We start from the raw sequence: 16,157 nt of genomic DNA on the forward strand, positions 1-16,157 counted from the left end.
TGTCTTATTTCAAAATGACAGAACCCAGTATGACAATTGCCTCTTTTTCTACATAAGAGAGAAACAAATACAGGTTGGTGTTAACATGGCAGAAGAGTCAAAACAAATATATGGCGGGCAAGCGGTCATAGAAGGAGTTATGTTTGGCGGTAGAGAATATACTGTTACAGCGGTTCGTCGTAAAGATAAATCGATTGAATTTTATCGATTACCACGCGTTCGTAATAAAGCATTATCTATCCTAAAAAAAATTCCATTTTTACGAGGGATTGCCGCTATTGTGGATGCAAGCGCGAACGGAGCAAAACATTTAAACTTTGCTTCAGAACGATTTGATGTTCCCCCAGAAGAAGACGAACAAATTGCAAATAAAAAAGAAGAACAATCGAAGTTAACGATGGTATTAGGAGTTGCAGCAGTTGGCGTTTTATCTTTCATATTCGGTAAAGTCATTTTCACAGCAGTTCCTGCATTACTAGCTGAATTAACGAGACCGATTTTCCCATCTCATACAGGGCAAATCATTGTCGAAAGTGTCATTAAGCTCATGCTATTATTGAGCTATATATACTTTATTTCTTTAACGCCACTCATTAAGCGGGTATTTCAGTACCATGGTGCGGAGCATAAAGTAATTAATGCCTATGAGAATAATCTTTCATTGACTGTAGAAAATGTTCAAAAACAAACTCGCCTTCATTATCGTTGTGGCAGTAGCTTCATTATATTTACAGTCATTATTGGAATGTTTGTTTATTTCCTTGTCCCTACAGATCCACTTTGGGCCAGAGTCGTAAACCGAATTTTATTAATTCCAGTCGTTCTCGGCATTTCTTTTGAAGTGTTACAATTTACGAATCGATTACGCGATATTCCAGTATTACGCATACTTGGATATCCCGGATTATGGCTACAACTATTAACAACGAAAGAACCAACAGATGATCAAGTGGAAGTAGCCATTGCATCGTTTGAAGAATTATTACGTTTAGAAAACAAACAATAATTATTTAAAAATGGTGTTCAACTCCTTTCCTCATCGTTAATATACTAATTTTAATATATGTTTTTAGGAGGTGTTCCTTATGAACGGTCGTTCGTTTACTTTCGCTATATTTGTGCTTATTATCGGATTAGCAATATTCGGCCTTGTTTCATCTGTCATTACAGATCCAATGGGAGTGTTAAGAAATATTGGTATCATGTTGGCTGTCGTTGGTATCTTTTATTTACTCTACAAAATGTTTACAAACTCTAGCGGTTCAGCAAATTCGCAAAGCTCATATAAGCGTGCTGCAAAACAATCGAGCCGCAAACATGGGAAACAAAATGTAGCACCCCTAAGCAATTCTTTCTTTAAATCAAACGCTTCTAATGACAAAGGGAAAAAAGGGAATCCTTCTTCTTTAAAGCGAAAAAGAAAACAATCTCATTTAACTGTCATTGAAGGTAAAAAAAACAAAAAGAAAGACCGTGCTTCCTTTTAGGAAATACGGTCTTTCTTTATATTTCGCAGTACTTCTTTCAAGCTTTTATCTTTCATACTTTCAATTCGAAGGTGATGATTTTCAAATGGTAAATTACGTGTCACATCATTAGGTACAACGACGCACGTTAACCCTGCTGCAATCGCTGCTTTCAATCCGTTTAACGAGTCTTCAAATACAACCGCTTCAGACGGATCAATCCCTAAATCTTCTATCGCAACTCGGTAAAGTGCTGGGTCTGGTTTTACCTTCTCAACATCTTCCCTCGTTTTAATGACTTCAAAATAATCTCGAATTTGTAGCTCTTCCAAAAAAGGAATTACCCATTCTCTAGAGGAACTGGAAGCTAATGCGATTTTTAATCCCATTTCTTTCGCTTCTTGTAAGTATTCTTTTACCCCGTCACGAGCTTCTGGTATTTTCATTTTCTCTTTATGTAAAGCTTTCACTGTTTCTTTTAATGCATGCTTGTTAAACTTCTCTTTTAATTGGTCATTTAAATAGGCATACAATACATCATCTGTCGTTCCAATACACTTTGCAAATTCTTCTAAAGGTAACTCCCCACCGTACTCACGAACGGCGTCTCTGAAAGAGTGAAACCATATTGTTTCTGTGTCCACAATTAATCCATCAAAATCAAAAATAATTGCTTTCATAATTCTCCCATCCTTTTCGATTGAAATAAAAAAGGAAACGAATTACGTTCCCCTTAATTACTTTTCTCTTCATTTGCTTTTTGAACGCCACGAAGTGTTTCCACTCGAACCTCATCTTGTTCAAAGTATTGCACTAAATCGCCAATGCGGTCAATTGCTTCCCAACTTAAATGATGTTCAATTCCTTCTACATCATTGTAAATCTTACTTTCATCCACACCGATAATACGCATAAATTGCTCTAACAATTCATGACGATATACGAGACGTTCTCCGATTTTTTTACCTTTTGATGTTAATACAAGCCCTCTATATTTTTCATAAATTAGATATTCATCTTTGTCTAATTTTTGCACCATTTTTGTTACAGAGGATGGATGTACACTAAGCGCTTCAGCAATATCAGATACGCGGGCATAACCCTTTTCATCAATCAACAAATAAATTTGTTCAATATAATCTTCCATACTAGGGGTAGGCATCGGTTTCCTCCATCCAATTTCATTTTGCTCATTCCGTACGAAGCAATCAATAAAATGATACACCAGAAAGAATAACGTGACAAGTTGAAAACAAGCCTAAATATATAAAACAAAAAAGAATCTGTATTTGCATACAGACTCCTCTTAAGTAAAGTATTGTATTTCTGCATCAGGAAAAAACTCATGTATATAACCTCTTATTGTTTCTTCTAATACTGCTGCGTCATCTTTTTTATATACGTATTTCCCAATGCCGTACCGTCCCCATTTATATTTTCGCTTCTCTTCATCCATTTCAAGCTTCGTACTCGGATAACGCTCTTGTATGACCTTTTTGGCTGGCTTTGTAAAGCGATGTTGAATTAATTCAAATGTTAAATTCGGTATAGACAAATCTTTTAGTGCATTGTACAGTCGCTCAAATAATTCACGATATCCTTCTTCCCATCCTTCATGCATATAAAGCGGCGCAACTATAAACCCAAGCGGATAACCCGCGCCTGCTACTTTACGAGCCGCTTCAATTCGTTCTTCAAACGGTGACGTCCCCGGCTCAAAATTTTTAATTACATACCGTGAATTAATACTAAACCTGAAACGAGTTTTTCCGTTATGTTTTGCATCTAACAAATGATCAACGTGCGAATATTTCGTAACGAAACGTAAACGCCCATATTCACTTTCTCCAATAAACTCTATCGTCCGCTTTAATGCATGTGTTAAATGATCAATTCCAACGATATCTGATGTACAAGCAGCTTCGAATCTTGTTATTTCAGGTGCTCTTTCATCCATATATTGCTTTGCTTTCTCAAATATTTCTTCAAGATTCACATACACGCGAACGTAAGGCTTACTCCCAAGTGTCGTTTGTAAATAACAATAATGACAATGTCCCATACATCCTGTTGCAAGCGGAATCGCATATTCAGCTGACGGTTTTGACGTATCAAACTTTAATGTCTTCCTCACCCCAACGACAAGCGTTGATTTTGCATTACGATACTTTTGCAAATCATTTTCACCCGGCAAATTTCTAATTTGATTATGGGATGTCGTTTCACGAATCTCTAGTCCCATCTTCGTAAACTTCTCATACAGCTCTTTTCCAAGTGGATATTCAAGTGCCTTCGGTTCAAAATAAACAAGTTTTGGCATAAACGGTTTCATATGCTTCCCTCCTCTCGTTAGTATGGGAAACGTTTAAAAATTAACACGCATTAAAGTTTTCCACTTCAGTAACTTGCTTTGCAAGTTACTGAATGTTATAATTTGAATAACAGCTACCTTGCACAGCAAGTTACCTGAGTAAAAGGTGGTGAAATCATGCACAGCCAAATGTTAAAAGGTGTGCTCGAAGGTTGCATCCTATACATCATTTCACAAGAAGAAGTGTACGGATATGAACTGAGTACAAAATTAAATAAACACGGATTTACATTCGTAAGTGAAGGAAGCATATATCCGTTATTGTTACGTATGCAAAAAGAGAAATTGATTGAAGGAACATTAAAAGCCTCCTCACTTGGCCCAAAGAGAAAATATTATCACGTAACGGATAAAGGATTAGAACAGCTTGAAGAATTTAAACAAAGCTGGGGAATGGTTTCAACAACAGTGAACAATTTATTACAGGGGGAGTGATGGGGATGAATGCACAAGACATGATTAAATTGAACAACAAACAACGCGAACTTCTAACACCTGAAAATGAAGTTGCTTATAGCGATATGCTAGTTTATCTTCGTTTATCTAACGTGCCAGAGCAACAAGTAGAAGAACTATTACTAGAAATATTAGACCATCTCATTGAAGCACAAAGAGAAAATAAAAATGCTTATGACATTTTTGGTGATGACTTACAATCTTATTGTGATGAACTCATATCGTCTTTGCCGGTTCAAACAATGTTAGAAAAAACTTCTTTAATCGGCTTTGTTATTAGCTTACTTCTCGCTATACAGTTTGGAATAGACACCATTGCTTCTCTTATCAGTTTCTTTTTTGAAAAGAACACCGAAATAATAAGTCCACCTTTTAGTATCCTTGGAACTACTTTATCTGTTTCAATAATTATACTAGGTATACTATTCATTTTATATTTATTAAAGCGATACTCCTTTGATCAGAAAATGAATTGGAAAAGAAGAATTCTATTTGGATTCGCATTTGCTATCCCATTTTGTTCTGCTATATTCTTAAATATTTATTTTAAAAAACAACCTTACCTCATTTATCATCTAACCTTTTGGCAAAACGCTTTATTCGCTATCCTATTTTATGCTTTATATAAATTCCTATATAAAAAATCAAATTTTTAACAGCCTTTCAAAAGGCTGTTTTTCTTCTGTCTAATTTTACAAATTGAAAAATTTCATAAAGAAAATAAGAAAAATGCAAAATAATTAAAGTTAATTGTTGACGTGATGCTTTTATTATCGGTATCATAAATCTTCGTGAGCAATTATTTTTCGTTATACGATTTTTTTATTATTACTGAATTTTTGAGAGGAGAAATTAGATGTCAGTTAAGAAGAAAACGCAAGTACGCACCGGCAAAATGGTACGTGAACTAATGTTAGCAGACGAAGATGTAAATGCTTCGCTAATTATGGTATATAGTGAAAACGGTGTAAACGCAGAAATTAAAATCGAGGGCTTAACGCCGAAATGTAACGAAGAATTATTTTTGAGCGGAAACGTGGATTGGAACAAGAGTGTTATTTATAAAATTGTTGATTTCACTGGAAACGCTGAAGTTGGTAAAGTTACATTAACAGCGATGAACAAAAATAATGTTTCTCTAGAGATAGAACGCGTTATGTGGAGTAAAGAAAATAAAGAGGCTGCTGAACAAGAAGAAACAGTTGTAGAAGCTACTCCGAAAAAAGAAGTAGTTGTAGAAGCTCCAAAAGCAGTTACACCTGCTCCAAAGACTGTTACACGTGTGGAAACACCTGCTACAGCACCAACACCTAAGCCTACTGCAGCACCGACACCTAAGCCAGTAAGTGTAGAAGCAGCTGTGGAATTATCTACTCCAGCACCTGTGAAACGAGAAGTACCAACTCCAGTTACAAAGCAAGAGACAGCACCGGTCGCGCCTGCAAAACCGAAGCAACCTGCTTTGACTGAAACAAATTCAAAACTACAAGAAAATTATGTGAAACTCGTGAAAAAGACAATTGAAGTTTGTCAAGATTACGAGCTTGGCATCGACATAGATGATTCTATTGAAGACTTAAAAAAAGAACTACAAAGCCAAGGTATTAGCGTTACATTTGACAAAGAAATTATGGACGTTGTCAATCGCCTTCGTTCTTTACAAGATAAAGGAATCAAAGTAGAAAAAGTACTTAATTTACTATAAAAAAATAAGAGGTGGCAATTGCCACCTCTTATTTTTTATAATTCCACTCTTTACTTTCATACTTTTCTTTTGCTAATGTTTGCACTTCATGTAATTGTTCTTCTGTTAATTCATACGGAACAAGCTCTACATCTAATCCTTTTTCAAACCCAACCTCAAACGCTTTAATTAACTGCTCGATTGTAAACGTACGGTCTGTTAATTCATTAATTGCTACCGCTTTAGAAGAGAACATACTCTTCATACGTTCTTTTACACGTTCATTCGGGAATAAAAACAGATCATATAACTCATCTAAATCTATTTCTAATGGAATCGACCCGTGCTGTAAAATAACGCCTTTTTGACGTGTTTGCGCACTACCTGCGATTTTTCTTCCCTCTACTACAATTTCATACCAAGACGGCGCATCAAAACATACGCCTGAGCGTGGATTTTTTAAATTTTCACGATCTGCTTCTGTTTTTGGAACTGCATAATACGCTTCTAACCCTAATGCTTTAAAACCATCTAGTAAACCTTGCGAAATAACACGATACGCTTCTGTAACTGTTTTTGGCATATTCGGATGATCTTCAGACACAATAACACTGTACGTTAATTCTTTATCATGTAGTACACCCCTACCGCCTGTTTGACGACGAACGAATCCATATTTCTTTTCGTTAACTACATCCATATTAATATCTTTTTCAACACGCTGGAAATACCCGACTGTTAATGTCGGTACTTCCCATTCGTAAAAACGAATGGTTGGTGGCATTTTCTTTTCACTTTGCCAATTTAATAAACATTCATCTAACGCCATATTAAATGCCGGTGAACATTGACCAGAGTTAATATAACACCATTTTTCTTTTCCCATCCTGCACCTCATATAACCAATTATTTTTCACATTCTCTAGTCTACCAAATTCGACAAAATTTGTGAAAGAATACGAAATTTCTTCTTATATACAAATGAATCTGTTGCATAAATACATACGGGCATTATAATATTGAAAGTAGGATAAGAAAAAAGGGAGCGATAGAATCGTGTCAACAACTTGGATTATTTTATTAGCCGTAATCGTAGCGTTCATCGGTTACACTGTATGGATGTATTTCTATCAGAAAAAATTAATTACAACACTTTCAGAAGAAGAGTTTCGCGCTGGCTACCGTAAAGCACAGCTTATCGATATTCGCGAAGCAGACGAATATACTGCAGGGCATATTTTAGGCGCACGTAACATTCCGTTATCACAAATTCGCCTTCGTCATAAAGAACTTCGTAAAGATCAACCAGTTTACTTATACTGTCAAAGCGGATTCCGTACTGGTCGTGCGGCTCAATACTTAAAGAAACAAGGCTACAAAGATTTCTACCAATTACAAGGTGGATTCAAAACGTGGACTGGAAAAATTAAAAAGAAATAATAACATACAAAAACTAGCTGAATAACTCAGCTAGTTTTTCATTTCATATTATTTGCAATGTATAATAAATTTTTCTTAATCACATCTTGATCATTTTCTTGTGCATTACGATACAGTAGCTGATATTCAAGTCCTTTCTCTTTCTCTTTCCATATAAGCGTAGCAAATTCATCTCCTCGCTCGGCGTCATCCTTATTTTTAAAATAAGCGAGTGCTCCATTATTCAATTTCATTTGTTCTTGAAATCGTTTCTGTTCCACAAGATCCGGAAAACTATAAGGAAAGTTCGCAACATTTAACTCAATATACTCATTTCTACTTGGATCCTGCTGTTTATATTTAATCATTAAGACAGTGTTCTTTTTTCCAATCGTTCTGACTTCTCCCTTCACATCACTCGTAATGTCATACGGTAAAAACGCCGGAACTTTAAATGTCACTGGAAAATATTTCGGAAGCTCCTTCAGCGAAATTGGATCTGTAACATGATCCATAGCTCCCCCTGTTGTTCCCACAAATTGTTTTTCTTCTCGCATCGTTTGCTGAAACGAACATGAACTTAGCACTAGACTAGAAAACACGAAACAAATGATCCCTTTTTTCAATTTGTTTCCGCCCTTTCATACCGCTATCTTTATGAATCAATTGTTTATATGCTGTTCATATTCGCCTCATTAACAAACTCCCCCTTTGAAAACTTTCCACGTTATTCTCACACATTTTGACAAAACTTCTTTTATAGACGCAAAAAAGACCCCTATCATTCTCACGCCCAAATAAAAAGGTTACGCGAATAACAGAAGTCCTATTTATAACATAGTTTGTGAAAAGCTTTTCAGGTCAAGATTTTTTCATTCTTATTATTTTCCCTTTATAATAAGGAGAGAGAGGTGATACATATGGCCAATATAAAACAAATTGCAAAAACCGCTGGTGTATCCATATCAACTGTTTCCCGCGTCCTAAATAATCACCCTTACGTAAAAGAAGAAAAACGTAAGCGTGTTCTAGATGCTGTTGAAAAATTGAACTATGCCAAAAATATAAATGCTATTCATTTAATAAAGGGAAAAACATATACAATCGGTGTTATGCTCCCTTTCATTAACCTTCCATACTTCAGTACCATTATTGAAGGAATCGGCAACGAAGCGTTAGCAGCTGGATATCACATTAATTTATGTCAAACGAATTACGATAGTATCGAAGAAATTCGTGTTCTTGAAATGATGAAAATGAAACAATTCGACGGGATGATTATTTGCTCTCGAACGAGTTCATGGGAACAAATTGAACCTTTCGCAAAATTTGCTCCTATTATTTCATGCGAAAAAATGCACCACCCCCTCATTTCATCTGTCTACGTAGATCATTATGAAGGCTTCCGTCTCGGCACCGCCTATTTACTCAATAAAGGTCATGAAAAAATCGGGATTTGTTTAGCAAGAAAAACAAGTGTAAATTCTATGGAACGTGAAAAAGCGTTTGCTGATACACTTCGTAACGAAGGCAAAACGTTACATCCCGAATGGATTTTTCATCAATGCTATACAATGCAAGACGGTGCACAAATACTCCATCGTATTTTAAACATGAGAAATCGTCCAACTGCTATTTTTACAGCGAACGATCAAGTTGCAGCTGGTTTATTAACAGAGGCTCGCAAGCAAGGTCTTCGAATACCCGAAGACCTTGCTATCCTCGGATTTGATAATCATGAAATTTCAAAGGCGTTAGAAATTTCAACAATTGAACATCCCGGTCTCGAAATGGGCTCACATGCGTTTTCTTTATTCCATAAACAAATCCAAAGCGAGCAAATTATCGGGAACGCAAAAGAGCTTTCATTCCATTTAATTGAACGAGATACTGTCTAATAAGAGCGTTACCTATAGCGCTCTTTTTCAGCTCTTCACCTATTGACTTTATATTTTCCCTTGCATATAATGAACCTAACGAACGGTAGGTAGGGGATGAAAATGACAGCAAACCGCATTAAAGCTGTAGCACTTTCTCATTTCGCACGCTACGGCTACGAAGGAACTTCATTAGCAAATATTGCTCAAGAAGTCGGGATTAAAAAACCATCAATTTACGCACACTTTAAAGGAAAAGAAGAGCTATATTTTATATGCTTAGAATCCGCTCTTCAAAAAGACTTACAGAGCTTCACAGGCGATATCGAAAAGTTTTCAAATTCGTCTACTGAAGAATTGCTCTTACAGCTACTAAAGGGCTATGCAAAACGATTTGGTGAAAGTGAAGAATCAATGTTTTGGTTACGCACTTCTTATTTTCCGCCTGATGCATTTCGCGAACAAATTATTAATAAAGCAAATGTACACATTGAAAACGTCGGAAAACTTTTATTCCCTGTATTTAAAAGAGCAAGCGAACAAGATGAGTTGCATAACATTGAAGTAAAAGACGCCTTAGAGGCTTTTCTATGCTTACTTGACGGTCTTATGGTTGAACTACTATACGCAGGTTTAAATCGTTTTGAGACACGTTTAGACGCTTCTTGGAAAGTATTTTGGCGTGGACTTTCAAACTGACGGATTGCTCCTTTGCAATGCGTCGTTTTTAAGCCCTTTACCTAACGACTGGTAGGAAGGAGAAATGACATATGGCATGGATTTATGTAATCTTAGCTGGTATTATTGAAATCTTTTGGGTAATTGGATTAAAACACGCGGAGGCTCCACTTGAATGGGCTGGTGTTGCGTTATTAATTACAATCAGTTTCATCTTATTATTTAGAGCTTATAAAGATTTACCTGTTGGTACTGTATACGCAGTCTTCACTGGAATTGGAGCTGGTGGAATCGTTCTTACAGAAATTTTCGTTTTCGGAGAGCCATTCTCTATCGTAAAAGTATTATTAATTGGTTTAATCTTCTTCGGCGTAATTGGTTTAAAACGAGTAACAGAAGAAAAAGAAGCGAAGGAGGCCGCATAAAATGGCTTGGGTATTTTTAATTCTAGCTGGTATTTGTGAAATTATTGGTGTACTCTTTATGAAAGTAGCCACTGAAAAGAAAGGCTGGGCACCAAAAGTTATTTTAATCGCTAACTTCGGCGTAAGCTTCTTCTTCTTATCCCTAGCGATGAACACATTACCGATGGGAACTGCTTACGCGATTTGGACTGGAATCGGAACTGCCGGAAGTGCACTTCTAGGCATCCTTATTTTCCGCGAATCAGCGGATTGGCGTCGTCTTGCTTTCTTAAGCTGCATTCTATGCGGCGCTGTTGGCTTAAAACTATTAAGCTAACGTGAGGTGAATGTCATGTGGAAAGAAAAAGGGAAGCAACTGTTAGCATGGATCACGCTTGGTATCGTCGTTCTATTACAAATCAGTTTTCACATAATAGAATCATTGTTTCATAAAATAGTATCCATTCTCACATTCCTTCCTAACATGACACTTGAAATGATATCAATCGTTTGGTCCATTATTGCATCCATTGCAATCGTCATTATATGGAGTATCGCCAAGCTATGGAATAAATTATTCAAAAAGGACAGTTCTTCTGAAAAAGAGTAACTGTCCTTTTTTATCCTCATTCAGACTTTCTGTAGAAGTTTGATGTGATAAGACAAAATAGACCAACTATGGCAATACTTATACCAACCTCTTTATGCAAATTAGGAAATGGTGATGGTATATCGGAATAAACATTCCCTAATATGAGACCAATTGAAACGAAAAGTACCCCTATTCTATATACCCATTTTCTTTTGCTCATCATTCTCCCCTCCTAAAATGTTTCATACACTCCTTTCTTTTGGACATACTACCTAAAAAAGGAGTGAATAATATGCAAAATTCTATACATAAGCAAATCCTATTTTTATTTTTCCTCTTTCTCATTCTCGTTATCGTTTTCAGCTTTATATTACATACTCCGAAAGATGTTGTACCGAGTAATCTCTCTGTTTATAAACTTTTACTTTCCTATTGTCGTTATTGAAGAAGGTGCCTTTTATAGGGCACCTTTTAAAATTCTCTCTTCTCATACAATTTCACTGAAACGAAGATAGATATTATAAACATGCATATTGAACTAATGAATAACACGCTGTTATATAGTTGAATTTGTTCTAGGTTGATTCCAAAGAAAATAGAAGAAACGGCCATAGGTGCTATTAGTATAAAAATCGCAATAAAAATAGTTTTTTTATAGGCCAACCAAAACGATATCGGTAAAACAAAGCTTAAATACACTAAAATAAAGCTAATACTAGCAACCATTGTCGTTTCAATAAATTCAAATAGGTTAACCCCATTCTTCATTCCCATCGTAAAACAACCGACCATTACACTTATAAAAAGAATAATAATTGCTACTATATATTTTGCAAATACAATATGTTTTTTCAATATTGGCAAACTATTTACTATAACTTCACTCTCATTTTTACTATCTGCTTCAAATGTTTTTACTGTTGCTCCAATTGTAATAATTACGGACATAATTATGAACAGATTTTCCGTATCTGTTAAGGCCATATAAAAGAAAACAGGATACAGTATGTACCAAATTAAAAACTTCCATTGAATGATGAAATCTTTTAAAATTAGTTGCTTCACACTCGCTTCCTCCTTATAAATCACGCTCATTGTACAAATGAATTGAGAAAAACATAGACATAACATATAAAAGAAGCAATCCTGCTATAAAACAAATATTTACGACTAGACTCGTGTTCCAAGCATTTTCTACATCTAACCAAACGTTACTTACAATCAATCCACTCAAATATCCCAATGCAAGTCCGGCGAACGGAGCAATTTGTTTGGCACTGCTATATCCTACTGAGAATTCAATCGGAAGTACAATTATGCTACAAACAAACCCACCTGTTATACCTCCGAGAATTTCTCCCCACAGCATAAATCCAGTCATATGCTCATTTTGCAACTGTATGAAACCAACCACTAGTGAGAAACATCCACCTAGAGCAACTAAAATACTTACAAATATGTATTTCCCTATGACAAGATCTTTACGGTCAAACGGTAAACTATTTACTATCAGTTCACTTCTATTTTTCCCCTCATAACTCATTGACAGTATCATGCCAAGAGCAGGTACAAACATGCTAAATGTCATCAAAAAACTATCACTGCGAAAATCAACAATGAGTAGGAACAAGAAACATATAAGATAAACAAACCCTAACTTTCTTTGCATCATCATATCTTTTAAAACTAATTGCTTGATCATGTATTACACCTCCTAATATGAAAATGCCTCTTCTATAACTCTACCTCCTGAAACATCTTCATTGAGAGAATCATTGATATGAATATGCTTACTAACACTCCGGTTCCAAGAACACCCATTGCTAGTGTAGCATCTTCAGATTGAAGTACTTTTAACATAATTGTTTTATCACCAAAAACATTGCACATAAGACCGATCATACCTGTTAAAGGCAAAACCATAATAACATTCAAAACAGAAGTAGCTTTATATCCTCCAATGTAATTAGCAGGTATCGTTACAATACAATAGATCAAAGTTGCTACTATTGCTGAAAATATTGCATATCCAGGCATGACTATATCCCTGCCCAATAAAATATTTCCTAATATTACGACTATAAAAGTTACACTCAAACCAACCATAATAAATAATGTGCTTGAAATATATTTAGCTATAACTATTTCTTTTCTCGTTATAGGCAAACTCACTAATACTTTTTCTGCTTTACTTTTCTCTTCATAATAAAAAGAAATATATATAATCGTACTACATGTTATAAATAATCCGATTGCAATCCCCATTGGTTCTACGGAATTTTTAAAAACGGATAAAATAGGTATAAAAAAATAAAAAGGAAACATCTTCTTCTGTAAGAAAAACTCCTTCAAAATCAATTGCTGCATCTAAATTCCCCTCTCTATAAATCACGTGCTCCGTAAATTTTAATTGTAAGAAACATAGAGGCGATATACACACTAACTAATATAACCGCCCAAACTATAAGCAAGAAAATGTTCGAAAGATTCATAATCCAATTACTGAATGATGACGTTGTTTCATTCAGTCCATCCCCTATAAATATCCAAGCAATCCCACCAACTGCCATTGATACTCCTGATACTATACTTCGTGCTATCTTTGACTTTGTAACATAATAACTTGGAAAAAATGTCACAACAAAAAACACAGCGTAAACAGCTCCATTTATGACTTCATACCATGGAATTTCAATGTATAGATTAGGATGATATGCACCGATATCACCAATAACTACAATGCCTCTTATAAGAAAAACAACTAACATCGTAGAGAATATGCTGCCTACAATGAATATTGCACAGGAAATATATCTAGCAATAATGATATCCTTTCGACTTACCGGTAAACTATTTATCACAATGTCACTTTTATTTCTTTCATCCATAAAGATTAGTGTCATAACAGAAGAAAGAGTTATAAATAGACAACTCATCGAAAATAACAATTCACCACCTGGATCTAACATAAATAATACAAGGGGGACAACAAGATTTACTAACCAAGTTACCCGAAAAAAGAACAAATCTTTATATACGAGCTGACGCATAAGCACTTCTCCCTTTCGCGGTGTAAACGATAATATCATCTAATGTAGGCTTTTCTAGTACAACCTCATTTCCAAACCAGTCAATAATTGCTTGTTTATCCTTCGCTAAACCTTCAAAACCAAATTTATTTTTTCGTAATCCAACAAATAGTTCTTTTCCTTCTCGATCTAATAAATCATTACTTCCTTTTACGATTACGTAGTTCTCCATTAAGTCTTCTTTTTCACCAGTAAATATAATTTCTCCATCGTTGATAAACGTAATATAATCTGCAATGCGCTCTAAATCTGTTGTAATGTGCGTTGAGAATAATACCGATACTTCATCTTCCATTACAATTTCTTGCAACATATCAAGTAATTCACTTCGAACAACTGGATCTAATCCTGCTGTTGGTTCATCCATGATGATAAATTCTGCGTGGTGCGAGAGCGCGATGGCAATCGCAAATTTCATTTTCATTCCTTTTGATAATTCTTTAATTTTTTTATACTTCGGAACTTGCAATCTATGCATATACGATTGATACTGCTCTTCATCCCACTTTTTATATAACGGTGCAATAATACGCTTCATTTGCTCACACGTTAAATCTTCGTAATAATGATTTTCATCATATACAAAGCCGATATTTTGCTTTATTTCCTTTTCGGCTTTCTTGTTGTCCTTGCCAAAAATTTTTATATCGCCGCTATCTTTTCTAATTAAATTCATAATCATTTTGATCGTCGTACTTTTCCCGGCTCCGTTCGGTCCGACAAATCCCATAATATATCCGCGTGGTAATGTAAAACTTATATTTTTCACTGCAAAATCTTCATAACTTTTACAAACATTTTTTAGCTCTAACACCCTTTATTCCCCCTCATATAAACACGCTATCATCTGCTGTAATTCTTCAAGTGAAAGCTGTAACGCTTTACTTTCATTTACAATCTCTTCCGCTTTACTTTCCAATAGACGAAGCCTTTGTTCTTTTAATAGTTCATTATTTTTACGTGAAACATAAGTCCCCTTCCCAGCAACAGTTTCTATATATCCTTCTTTCTCAAGCTCCTCGTACGCACGCTTCGTAGTAATTACACTAATCTGTAATTCCTTTGCTAAGCTACGAATAGACGGTAATTGGTCTCCACCCTTTAAACCACCATTTAAAATAAGCTGGCTTAATTGTTTTCTTATTTGTACATAAATAGGGTCTTGGGAAGAATTCGAAATAATAATATTCATGTTTTCCTCCATTGTGTATATACTGTATATACCTTATATATACAGTATATACACACCATCCTATTTTTGGCAAGAAAAAAAGACCAACATTTTCCTGTTGGTCTTTCGTATATGTATCACTTTTCAAAGCGATCTAACATCTCATCTCTCATTCCGAAACTCACTACCGCAATTCCTACATACATAAACAGAAGGAACGCCGGATGAACTGTGTTGTACCAAGTGCTATCAACAATTAAATAAATCGTTAATGCCACAACAAGAACAAACGCTAAGATAAACATATAAAAGTGTCTTGTACTACCCATGATAAACTCCTCTCTTCTCACTTCACCATTCAACAGTATATTTTATCGAATAATTCGATATGACTCAAGGTTAACTTTCTGTTATGTAATCAAGTTCCACCTTTACAATGTCCTCACATGCTATTGAAATGATTGTTCCTTGCTTATCAATTGCCGTCACTTCTCTATTATCCATTACACGATGCGCTACTCTTTCTAACACTTTTCCTTGGTCTCGATAGCAAAATTCTTTTACATCTTTAATTGTTTCTCCATTTTCTAGATGGTATACCATTCTATAACATCGATATCCCACACTTTCACCCCCGTCTTGCTCGTTTTTTCACATATACATAAAAATGAGTAATTTTTGCCTCATCACATCTTCTTAATTTCAATAAAATTCTAACAAAAATAAATACTTTTATCAAACCGACTTTTTCAACAAAATCACCTATAAAACTGCTTCTTTACACCATTATGAAACAAAAAATATAAATTTTTAACATTTTCTTCACCACTTCTGCATAAAGTGAAACTTTAATCAGTGGGTGTTTTTGTTCATCTCTACTGATTACCAGGCCACAAATTGCGGAACAAATTCTCCATACAAAAAAAGAACTCGCATATAGCGAGTTCTTT

The 16,157-nt window shown here is 35.1% G+C and carries 25 protein-coding genes; 11 read left to right on the plus strand and 14 right to left on the minus strand.

Features of this window, described 5'->3' with window-relative positions; all coding sequences use genetic code 11:
• The first annotated feature begins 85 nt into the window (after nt 1-85).
• Both MR079_RS11790 and MR079_RS11795 read left to right on the plus strand, forming a co-directional pair.
• A complete protein-coding gene (locus tag MR079_RS11790) occupies nt 86-1,006 on the plus strand; it encodes a DUF1385 domain-containing protein (protein ID WP_242294009.1) in 921 nt (306 codons plus the stop codon).
• 79 nt (nt 1,007-1,085) lie between these two features.
• Nucleotides 1,086-1,487, plus strand: a complete 402-nt coding sequence (locus MR079_RS11795) for an SA1362 family protein (protein ID WP_139866702.1) — start codon at nt 1,086-1,088, stop codon at nt 1,485-1,487.
• On the opposite strand, the gene MR079_RS11800 is transcribed toward MR079_RS11795, so the two are convergent.
• From MR079_RS11800 to splB, 3 genes are all read right to left on the minus strand, one after another.
• Nucleotides 1,484-2,146 (minus strand): HAD family hydrolase, encoded by a 663-nt coding sequence (locus MR079_RS11800; protein ID WP_242294010.1) that lies wholly within the window; start codon nt 2,144-2,146, stop codon nt 1,484-1,486. The two genes, MR079_RS11795 and MR079_RS11800, sit on opposite strands and share 4 nt — an antisense overlap.
• Before the next feature lie 53 nt (nt 2,147-2,199).
• On the minus strand, nt 2,200-2,628 hold the full coding sequence (gene mntR / locus MR079_RS11805) for a transcriptional regulator MntR (protein WP_001143076.1): 429 nt from the start codon (nt 2,626-2,628) through the stop codon (nt 2,200-2,202).
• A gap of 144 nt (nt 2,629-2,772) precedes the next feature.
• A complete protein-coding gene (gene splB / locus MR079_RS11810; protein ID WP_139866698.1) occupies nt 2,773-3,798 on the minus strand; it encodes a spore photoproduct lyase in 1,026 nt (341 codons plus the stop codon).
• 156 nt (nt 3,799-3,954) lie between these two features.
• On the opposite strand from splB, the gene MR079_RS11815 reads away from it, so the two are divergent.
• From MR079_RS11815 to MR079_RS11825, 3 genes are all read left to right on the plus strand, one after another.
• A complete protein-coding gene (locus tag MR079_RS11815) occupies nt 3,955-4,272 on the plus strand; it encodes a PadR family transcriptional regulator (RefSeq protein WP_000556083.1) in 318 nt (105 codons plus the stop codon).
• A gap of 5 nt (nt 4,273-4,277) precedes the next feature.
• The gene (locus MR079_RS11820; protein WP_139866696.1) at nt 4,278-4,949 is read left to right on the plus strand and encodes a DUF1129 domain-containing protein; all 672 of its coding nucleotides are present in this window, start codon (nt 4,278-4,280) and stop codon (nt 4,947-4,949) included.
• Nucleotides 4,950-5,149: 200 nt separating this feature from the next.
• Nucleotides 5,150-5,998: a hypothetical protein gene (locus tag MR079_RS11825; RefSeq protein WP_242294011.1), complete on the plus strand. Its 849-nt coding sequence runs from the start codon at nt 5,150-5,152 to the stop codon at nt 5,996-5,998.
• A gap of 28 nt (nt 5,999-6,026) precedes the next feature.
• On the opposite strand, the gene MR079_RS11830 is transcribed toward MR079_RS11825, so the two are convergent.
• Nucleotides 6,027-6,863, minus strand: a complete 837-nt coding sequence (locus MR079_RS11830) for a lipoate--protein ligase family protein (RefSeq protein ID WP_000514079.1) — start codon at nt 6,861-6,863, stop codon at nt 6,027-6,029.
• Nucleotides 6,864-7,033: 170 nt separating this feature from the next.
• Between MR079_RS11830 and MR079_RS11835 the strand changes: the two genes are divergently transcribed.
• Nucleotides 7,034-7,417: a rhodanese-like domain-containing protein gene (locus MR079_RS11835; protein WP_000108655.1), complete on the plus strand. Its 384-nt coding sequence runs from the start codon at nt 7,034-7,036 to the stop codon at nt 7,415-7,417.
• Between the two features lie 38 nt (nt 7,418-7,455).
• Here the strand turns inward: MR079_RS11835 and MR079_RS11840 are convergent, their stop codons facing one another.
• A complete protein-coding gene (locus MR079_RS11840) occupies nt 7,456-7,998 on the minus strand; it encodes a DNA polymerase III subunit delta (RefSeq protein ID WP_139867105.1) in 543 nt (180 codons plus the stop codon).
• A 318-nt stretch (nt 7,999-8,316) separates the two neighbouring features.
• Here MR079_RS11840 and MR079_RS11845 point away from each other — a divergent pair, with 318 nt between their 5' ends.
• From MR079_RS11845 to MR079_RS11865, 5 genes are all read left to right on the plus strand, one after another.
• Complete coding sequence (locus tag MR079_RS11845; protein ID WP_242294012.1) at nt 8,317-9,294, plus strand: LacI family DNA-binding transcriptional regulator; 978 nt, start codon at nt 8,317-8,319, stop codon at nt 9,292-9,294.
• Nucleotides 9,295-9,390: 96 nt separating this feature from the next.
• Nucleotides 9,391-9,972, plus strand: a complete 582-nt coding sequence (locus MR079_RS11850; RefSeq protein ID WP_003267456.1) for a TetR/AcrR family transcriptional regulator — start codon at nt 9,391-9,393, stop codon at nt 9,970-9,972.
• 71 nt (nt 9,973-10,043) lie between these two features.
• Nucleotides 10,044-10,376, plus strand: coding sequence for a DMT family transporter (locus MR079_RS11855; RefSeq protein ID WP_042875534.1), 333 nt, complete (start codon nt 10,044-10,046; stop codon nt 10,374-10,376).
• 1 nt (nt 10,377) lies between these two features.
• Nucleotides 10,378-10,692, plus strand: a complete 315-nt coding sequence (locus MR079_RS11860; RefSeq protein WP_000312623.1) for a DMT family transporter — start codon at nt 10,378-10,380, stop codon at nt 10,690-10,692.
• Between the two features lie 15 nt (nt 10,693-10,707).
• A complete protein-coding gene (locus tag MR079_RS11865) occupies nt 10,708-10,965 on the plus strand; it encodes a DUF3975 family protein (RefSeq protein ID WP_242294013.1) in 258 nt (85 codons plus the stop codon).
• Between the two features lie 16 nt (nt 10,966-10,981).
• Here MR079_RS11865 and MR079_RS11870 read toward each other — a convergent pair whose 3' ends face one another.
• The 9 genes from MR079_RS11870 to MR079_RS11910 all read right to left on the minus strand — a co-directional run bounded on the left by MR079_RS11870 (nt 10,982) and on the right by MR079_RS11910 (nt 15,810).
• Nucleotides 10,982-11,170, minus strand: a complete 189-nt coding sequence (locus MR079_RS11870; protein WP_242294014.1) for a hypothetical protein — start codon at nt 11,168-11,170, stop codon at nt 10,982-10,984.
• 248 nt (nt 11,171-11,418) lie between these two features.
• The gene (locus tag MR079_RS11875; RefSeq protein ID WP_242294017.1) at nt 11,419-12,042 is read right to left on the minus strand and encodes an ABC-2 transporter permease; all 624 of its coding nucleotides are present in this window, start codon (nt 12,040-12,042) and stop codon (nt 11,419-11,421) included.
• Nucleotides 12,026-12,649 carry an ABC-2 transporter permease gene (locus tag MR079_RS11880; RefSeq protein ID WP_139866690.1) on the minus strand — a complete coding sequence of 208 codons (624 nt, stop codon included), beginning with the start codon at nt 12,647-12,649 and terminating at the stop codon, nt 12,026-12,028. Before MR079_RS11880 ends, MR079_RS11875 begins: the two co-directional genes overlap by 17 nt.
• A 32-nt stretch (nt 12,650-12,681) precedes the next feature.
• Nucleotides 12,682-13,314, minus strand: a complete 633-nt coding sequence (locus MR079_RS11885) for an ABC-2 transporter permease (RefSeq protein WP_113741457.1) — start codon at nt 13,312-13,314, stop codon at nt 12,682-12,684.
• A 14-nt stretch (nt 13,315-13,328) separates the two neighbouring features.
• Nucleotides 13,329-13,997, minus strand: a complete 669-nt coding sequence (locus MR079_RS11890) for an ABC-2 transporter permease (protein ID WP_139866688.1) — start codon at nt 13,995-13,997, stop codon at nt 13,329-13,331.
• Nucleotides 13,978-14,850, minus strand: a complete 873-nt coding sequence (locus tag MR079_RS11895; protein WP_000891297.1) for an ABC transporter ATP-binding protein — start codon at nt 14,848-14,850, stop codon at nt 13,978-13,980. Before MR079_RS11895 ends, MR079_RS11890 begins: the two co-directional genes overlap by 20 nt.
• 3 nt (nt 14,851-14,853) lie before the next feature.
• Nucleotides 14,854-15,228, minus strand: a complete 375-nt coding sequence (locus tag MR079_RS11900) for a GntR family transcriptional regulator (RefSeq protein WP_001021352.1) — start codon at nt 15,226-15,228, stop codon at nt 14,854-14,856.
• A gap of 116 nt (nt 15,229-15,344) precedes the next feature.
• Nucleotides 15,345-15,536, minus strand: coding sequence for a hypothetical protein (locus MR079_RS11905; RefSeq protein ID WP_000535935.1), 192 nt, complete (start codon nt 15,534-15,536; stop codon nt 15,345-15,347).
• Nucleotides 15,537-15,606: 70 nt separating this feature from the next.
• On the minus strand, nt 15,607-15,810 hold the full coding sequence (locus MR079_RS11910) for a DUF3929 family protein (RefSeq protein WP_000262495.1): 204 nt from the start codon (nt 15,808-15,810) through the stop codon (nt 15,607-15,609).
• Between the last annotated feature and the right edge of the window lie 347 nt (nt 15,811-16,157).

Origin of the sequence: Bacillus cereus group sp. BfR-BA-01381, assembly GCF_022663555.1 — a bacterium.
GTDB classification, from domain to species: domain Bacteria; phylum Bacillota; class Bacilli; order Bacillales; family Bacillaceae_G; genus Bacillus_A; species Bacillus_A pacificus.

Bases quoted from the DNA above. Each gene is read 5' to 3' on its own strand.
- MR079_RS11790 (WP_242294009.1), top strand. From the start codon at position 86: ATGGCAGAAGAGTCAAAACAAATATATGGCGGGCAAGCGGTCATAGAA.
- MR079_RS11795 (WP_139866702.1), top strand. From the start codon at position 1,086: ATGAACGGTCGTTCGTTTACTTTCGCTATATTTGTGCTTATTATCGGA.
- MR079_RS11800 (WP_242294010.1), bottom strand. From the start codon at position 2,146: ATGAAAGCAATTATTTTTGATTTTGATGGATTAATTGTGGACACAGAA.
- mntR (WP_001143076.1), bottom strand. From the start codon at position 2,628: ATGCCTACCCCTAGTATGGAAGATTATATTGAACAAATTTATTTGTTG.
- splB (WP_139866698.1), bottom strand. From the start codon at position 3,798: ATGAAACCGTTTATGCCAAAACTTGTTTATTTTGAACCGAAGGCACTT.
- MR079_RS11815 (WP_000556083.1), top strand. From the start codon at position 3,955: ATGCACAGCCAAATGTTAAAAGGTGTGCTCGAAGGTTGCATCCTATAC.
- MR079_RS11820 (WP_139866696.1), top strand. From the start codon at position 4,278: ATGAATGCACAAGACATGATTAAATTGAACAACAAACAACGCGAACTT.
- MR079_RS11825 (WP_242294011.1), top strand. From the start codon at position 5,150: ATGTCAGTTAAGAAGAAAACGCAAGTACGCACCGGCAAAATGGTACGT.
- MR079_RS11830 (WP_000514079.1), bottom strand. From the start codon at position 6,863: ATGGGAAAAGAAAAATGGTGTTATATTAACTCTGGTCAATGTTCACCG.
- MR079_RS11845 (WP_242294012.1), top strand. From the start codon at position 8,317: ATGGCCAATATAAAACAAATTGCAAAAACCGCTGGTGTATCCATATCA.
- MR079_RS11850 (WP_003267456.1), top strand. From the start codon at position 9,391: ATGAAAATGACAGCAAACCGCATTAAAGCTGTAGCACTTTCTCATTTC.
- MR079_RS11855 (WP_042875534.1), top strand. From the start codon at position 10,044: ATGGCATGGATTTATGTAATCTTAGCTGGTATTATTGAAATCTTTTGG.
- MR079_RS11860 (WP_000312623.1), top strand. From the start codon at position 10,378: ATGGCTTGGGTATTTTTAATTCTAGCTGGTATTTGTGAAATTATTGGT.
- MR079_RS11865 (WP_242294013.1), top strand. From the start codon at position 10,708: ATGTGGAAAGAAAAAGGGAAGCAACTGTTAGCATGGATCACGCTTGGT.
- MR079_RS11870 (WP_242294014.1), bottom strand. From the start codon at position 11,170: ATGATGAGCAAAAGAAAATGGGTATATAGAATAGGGGTACTTTTCGTT.
- MR079_RS11875 (WP_242294017.1), bottom strand. From the start codon at position 12,042: ATGAGCGTGATTTATAAGGAGGAAGCGAGTGTGAAGCAACTAATTTTA.
- MR079_RS11880 (WP_139866690.1), bottom strand. From the start codon at position 12,649: ATGATCAAGCAATTAGTTTTAAAAGATATGATGATGCAAAGAAAGTTA.
- MR079_RS11885 (WP_113741457.1), bottom strand. From the start codon at position 13,314: ATGCAGCAATTGATTTTGAAGGAGTTTTTCTTACAGAAGAAGATGTTT.
- MR079_RS11890 (WP_139866688.1), bottom strand. From the start codon at position 13,997: ATGCGTCAGCTCGTATATAAAGATTTGTTCTTTTTTCGGGTAACTTGG.
- MR079_RS11900 (WP_001021352.1), bottom strand. From the start codon at position 15,228: ATGAATATTATTATTTCGAATTCTTCCCAAGACCCTATTTATGTACAA.
- MR079_RS11905 (WP_000535935.1), bottom strand. From the start codon at position 15,536: ATGGGTAGTACAAGACACTTTTATATGTTTATCTTAGCGTTTGTTCTT.
- MR079_RS11910 (WP_000262495.1), bottom strand. From the start codon at position 15,810: ATGGTATACCATCTAGAAAATGGAGAAACAATTAAAGATGTAAAAGAA.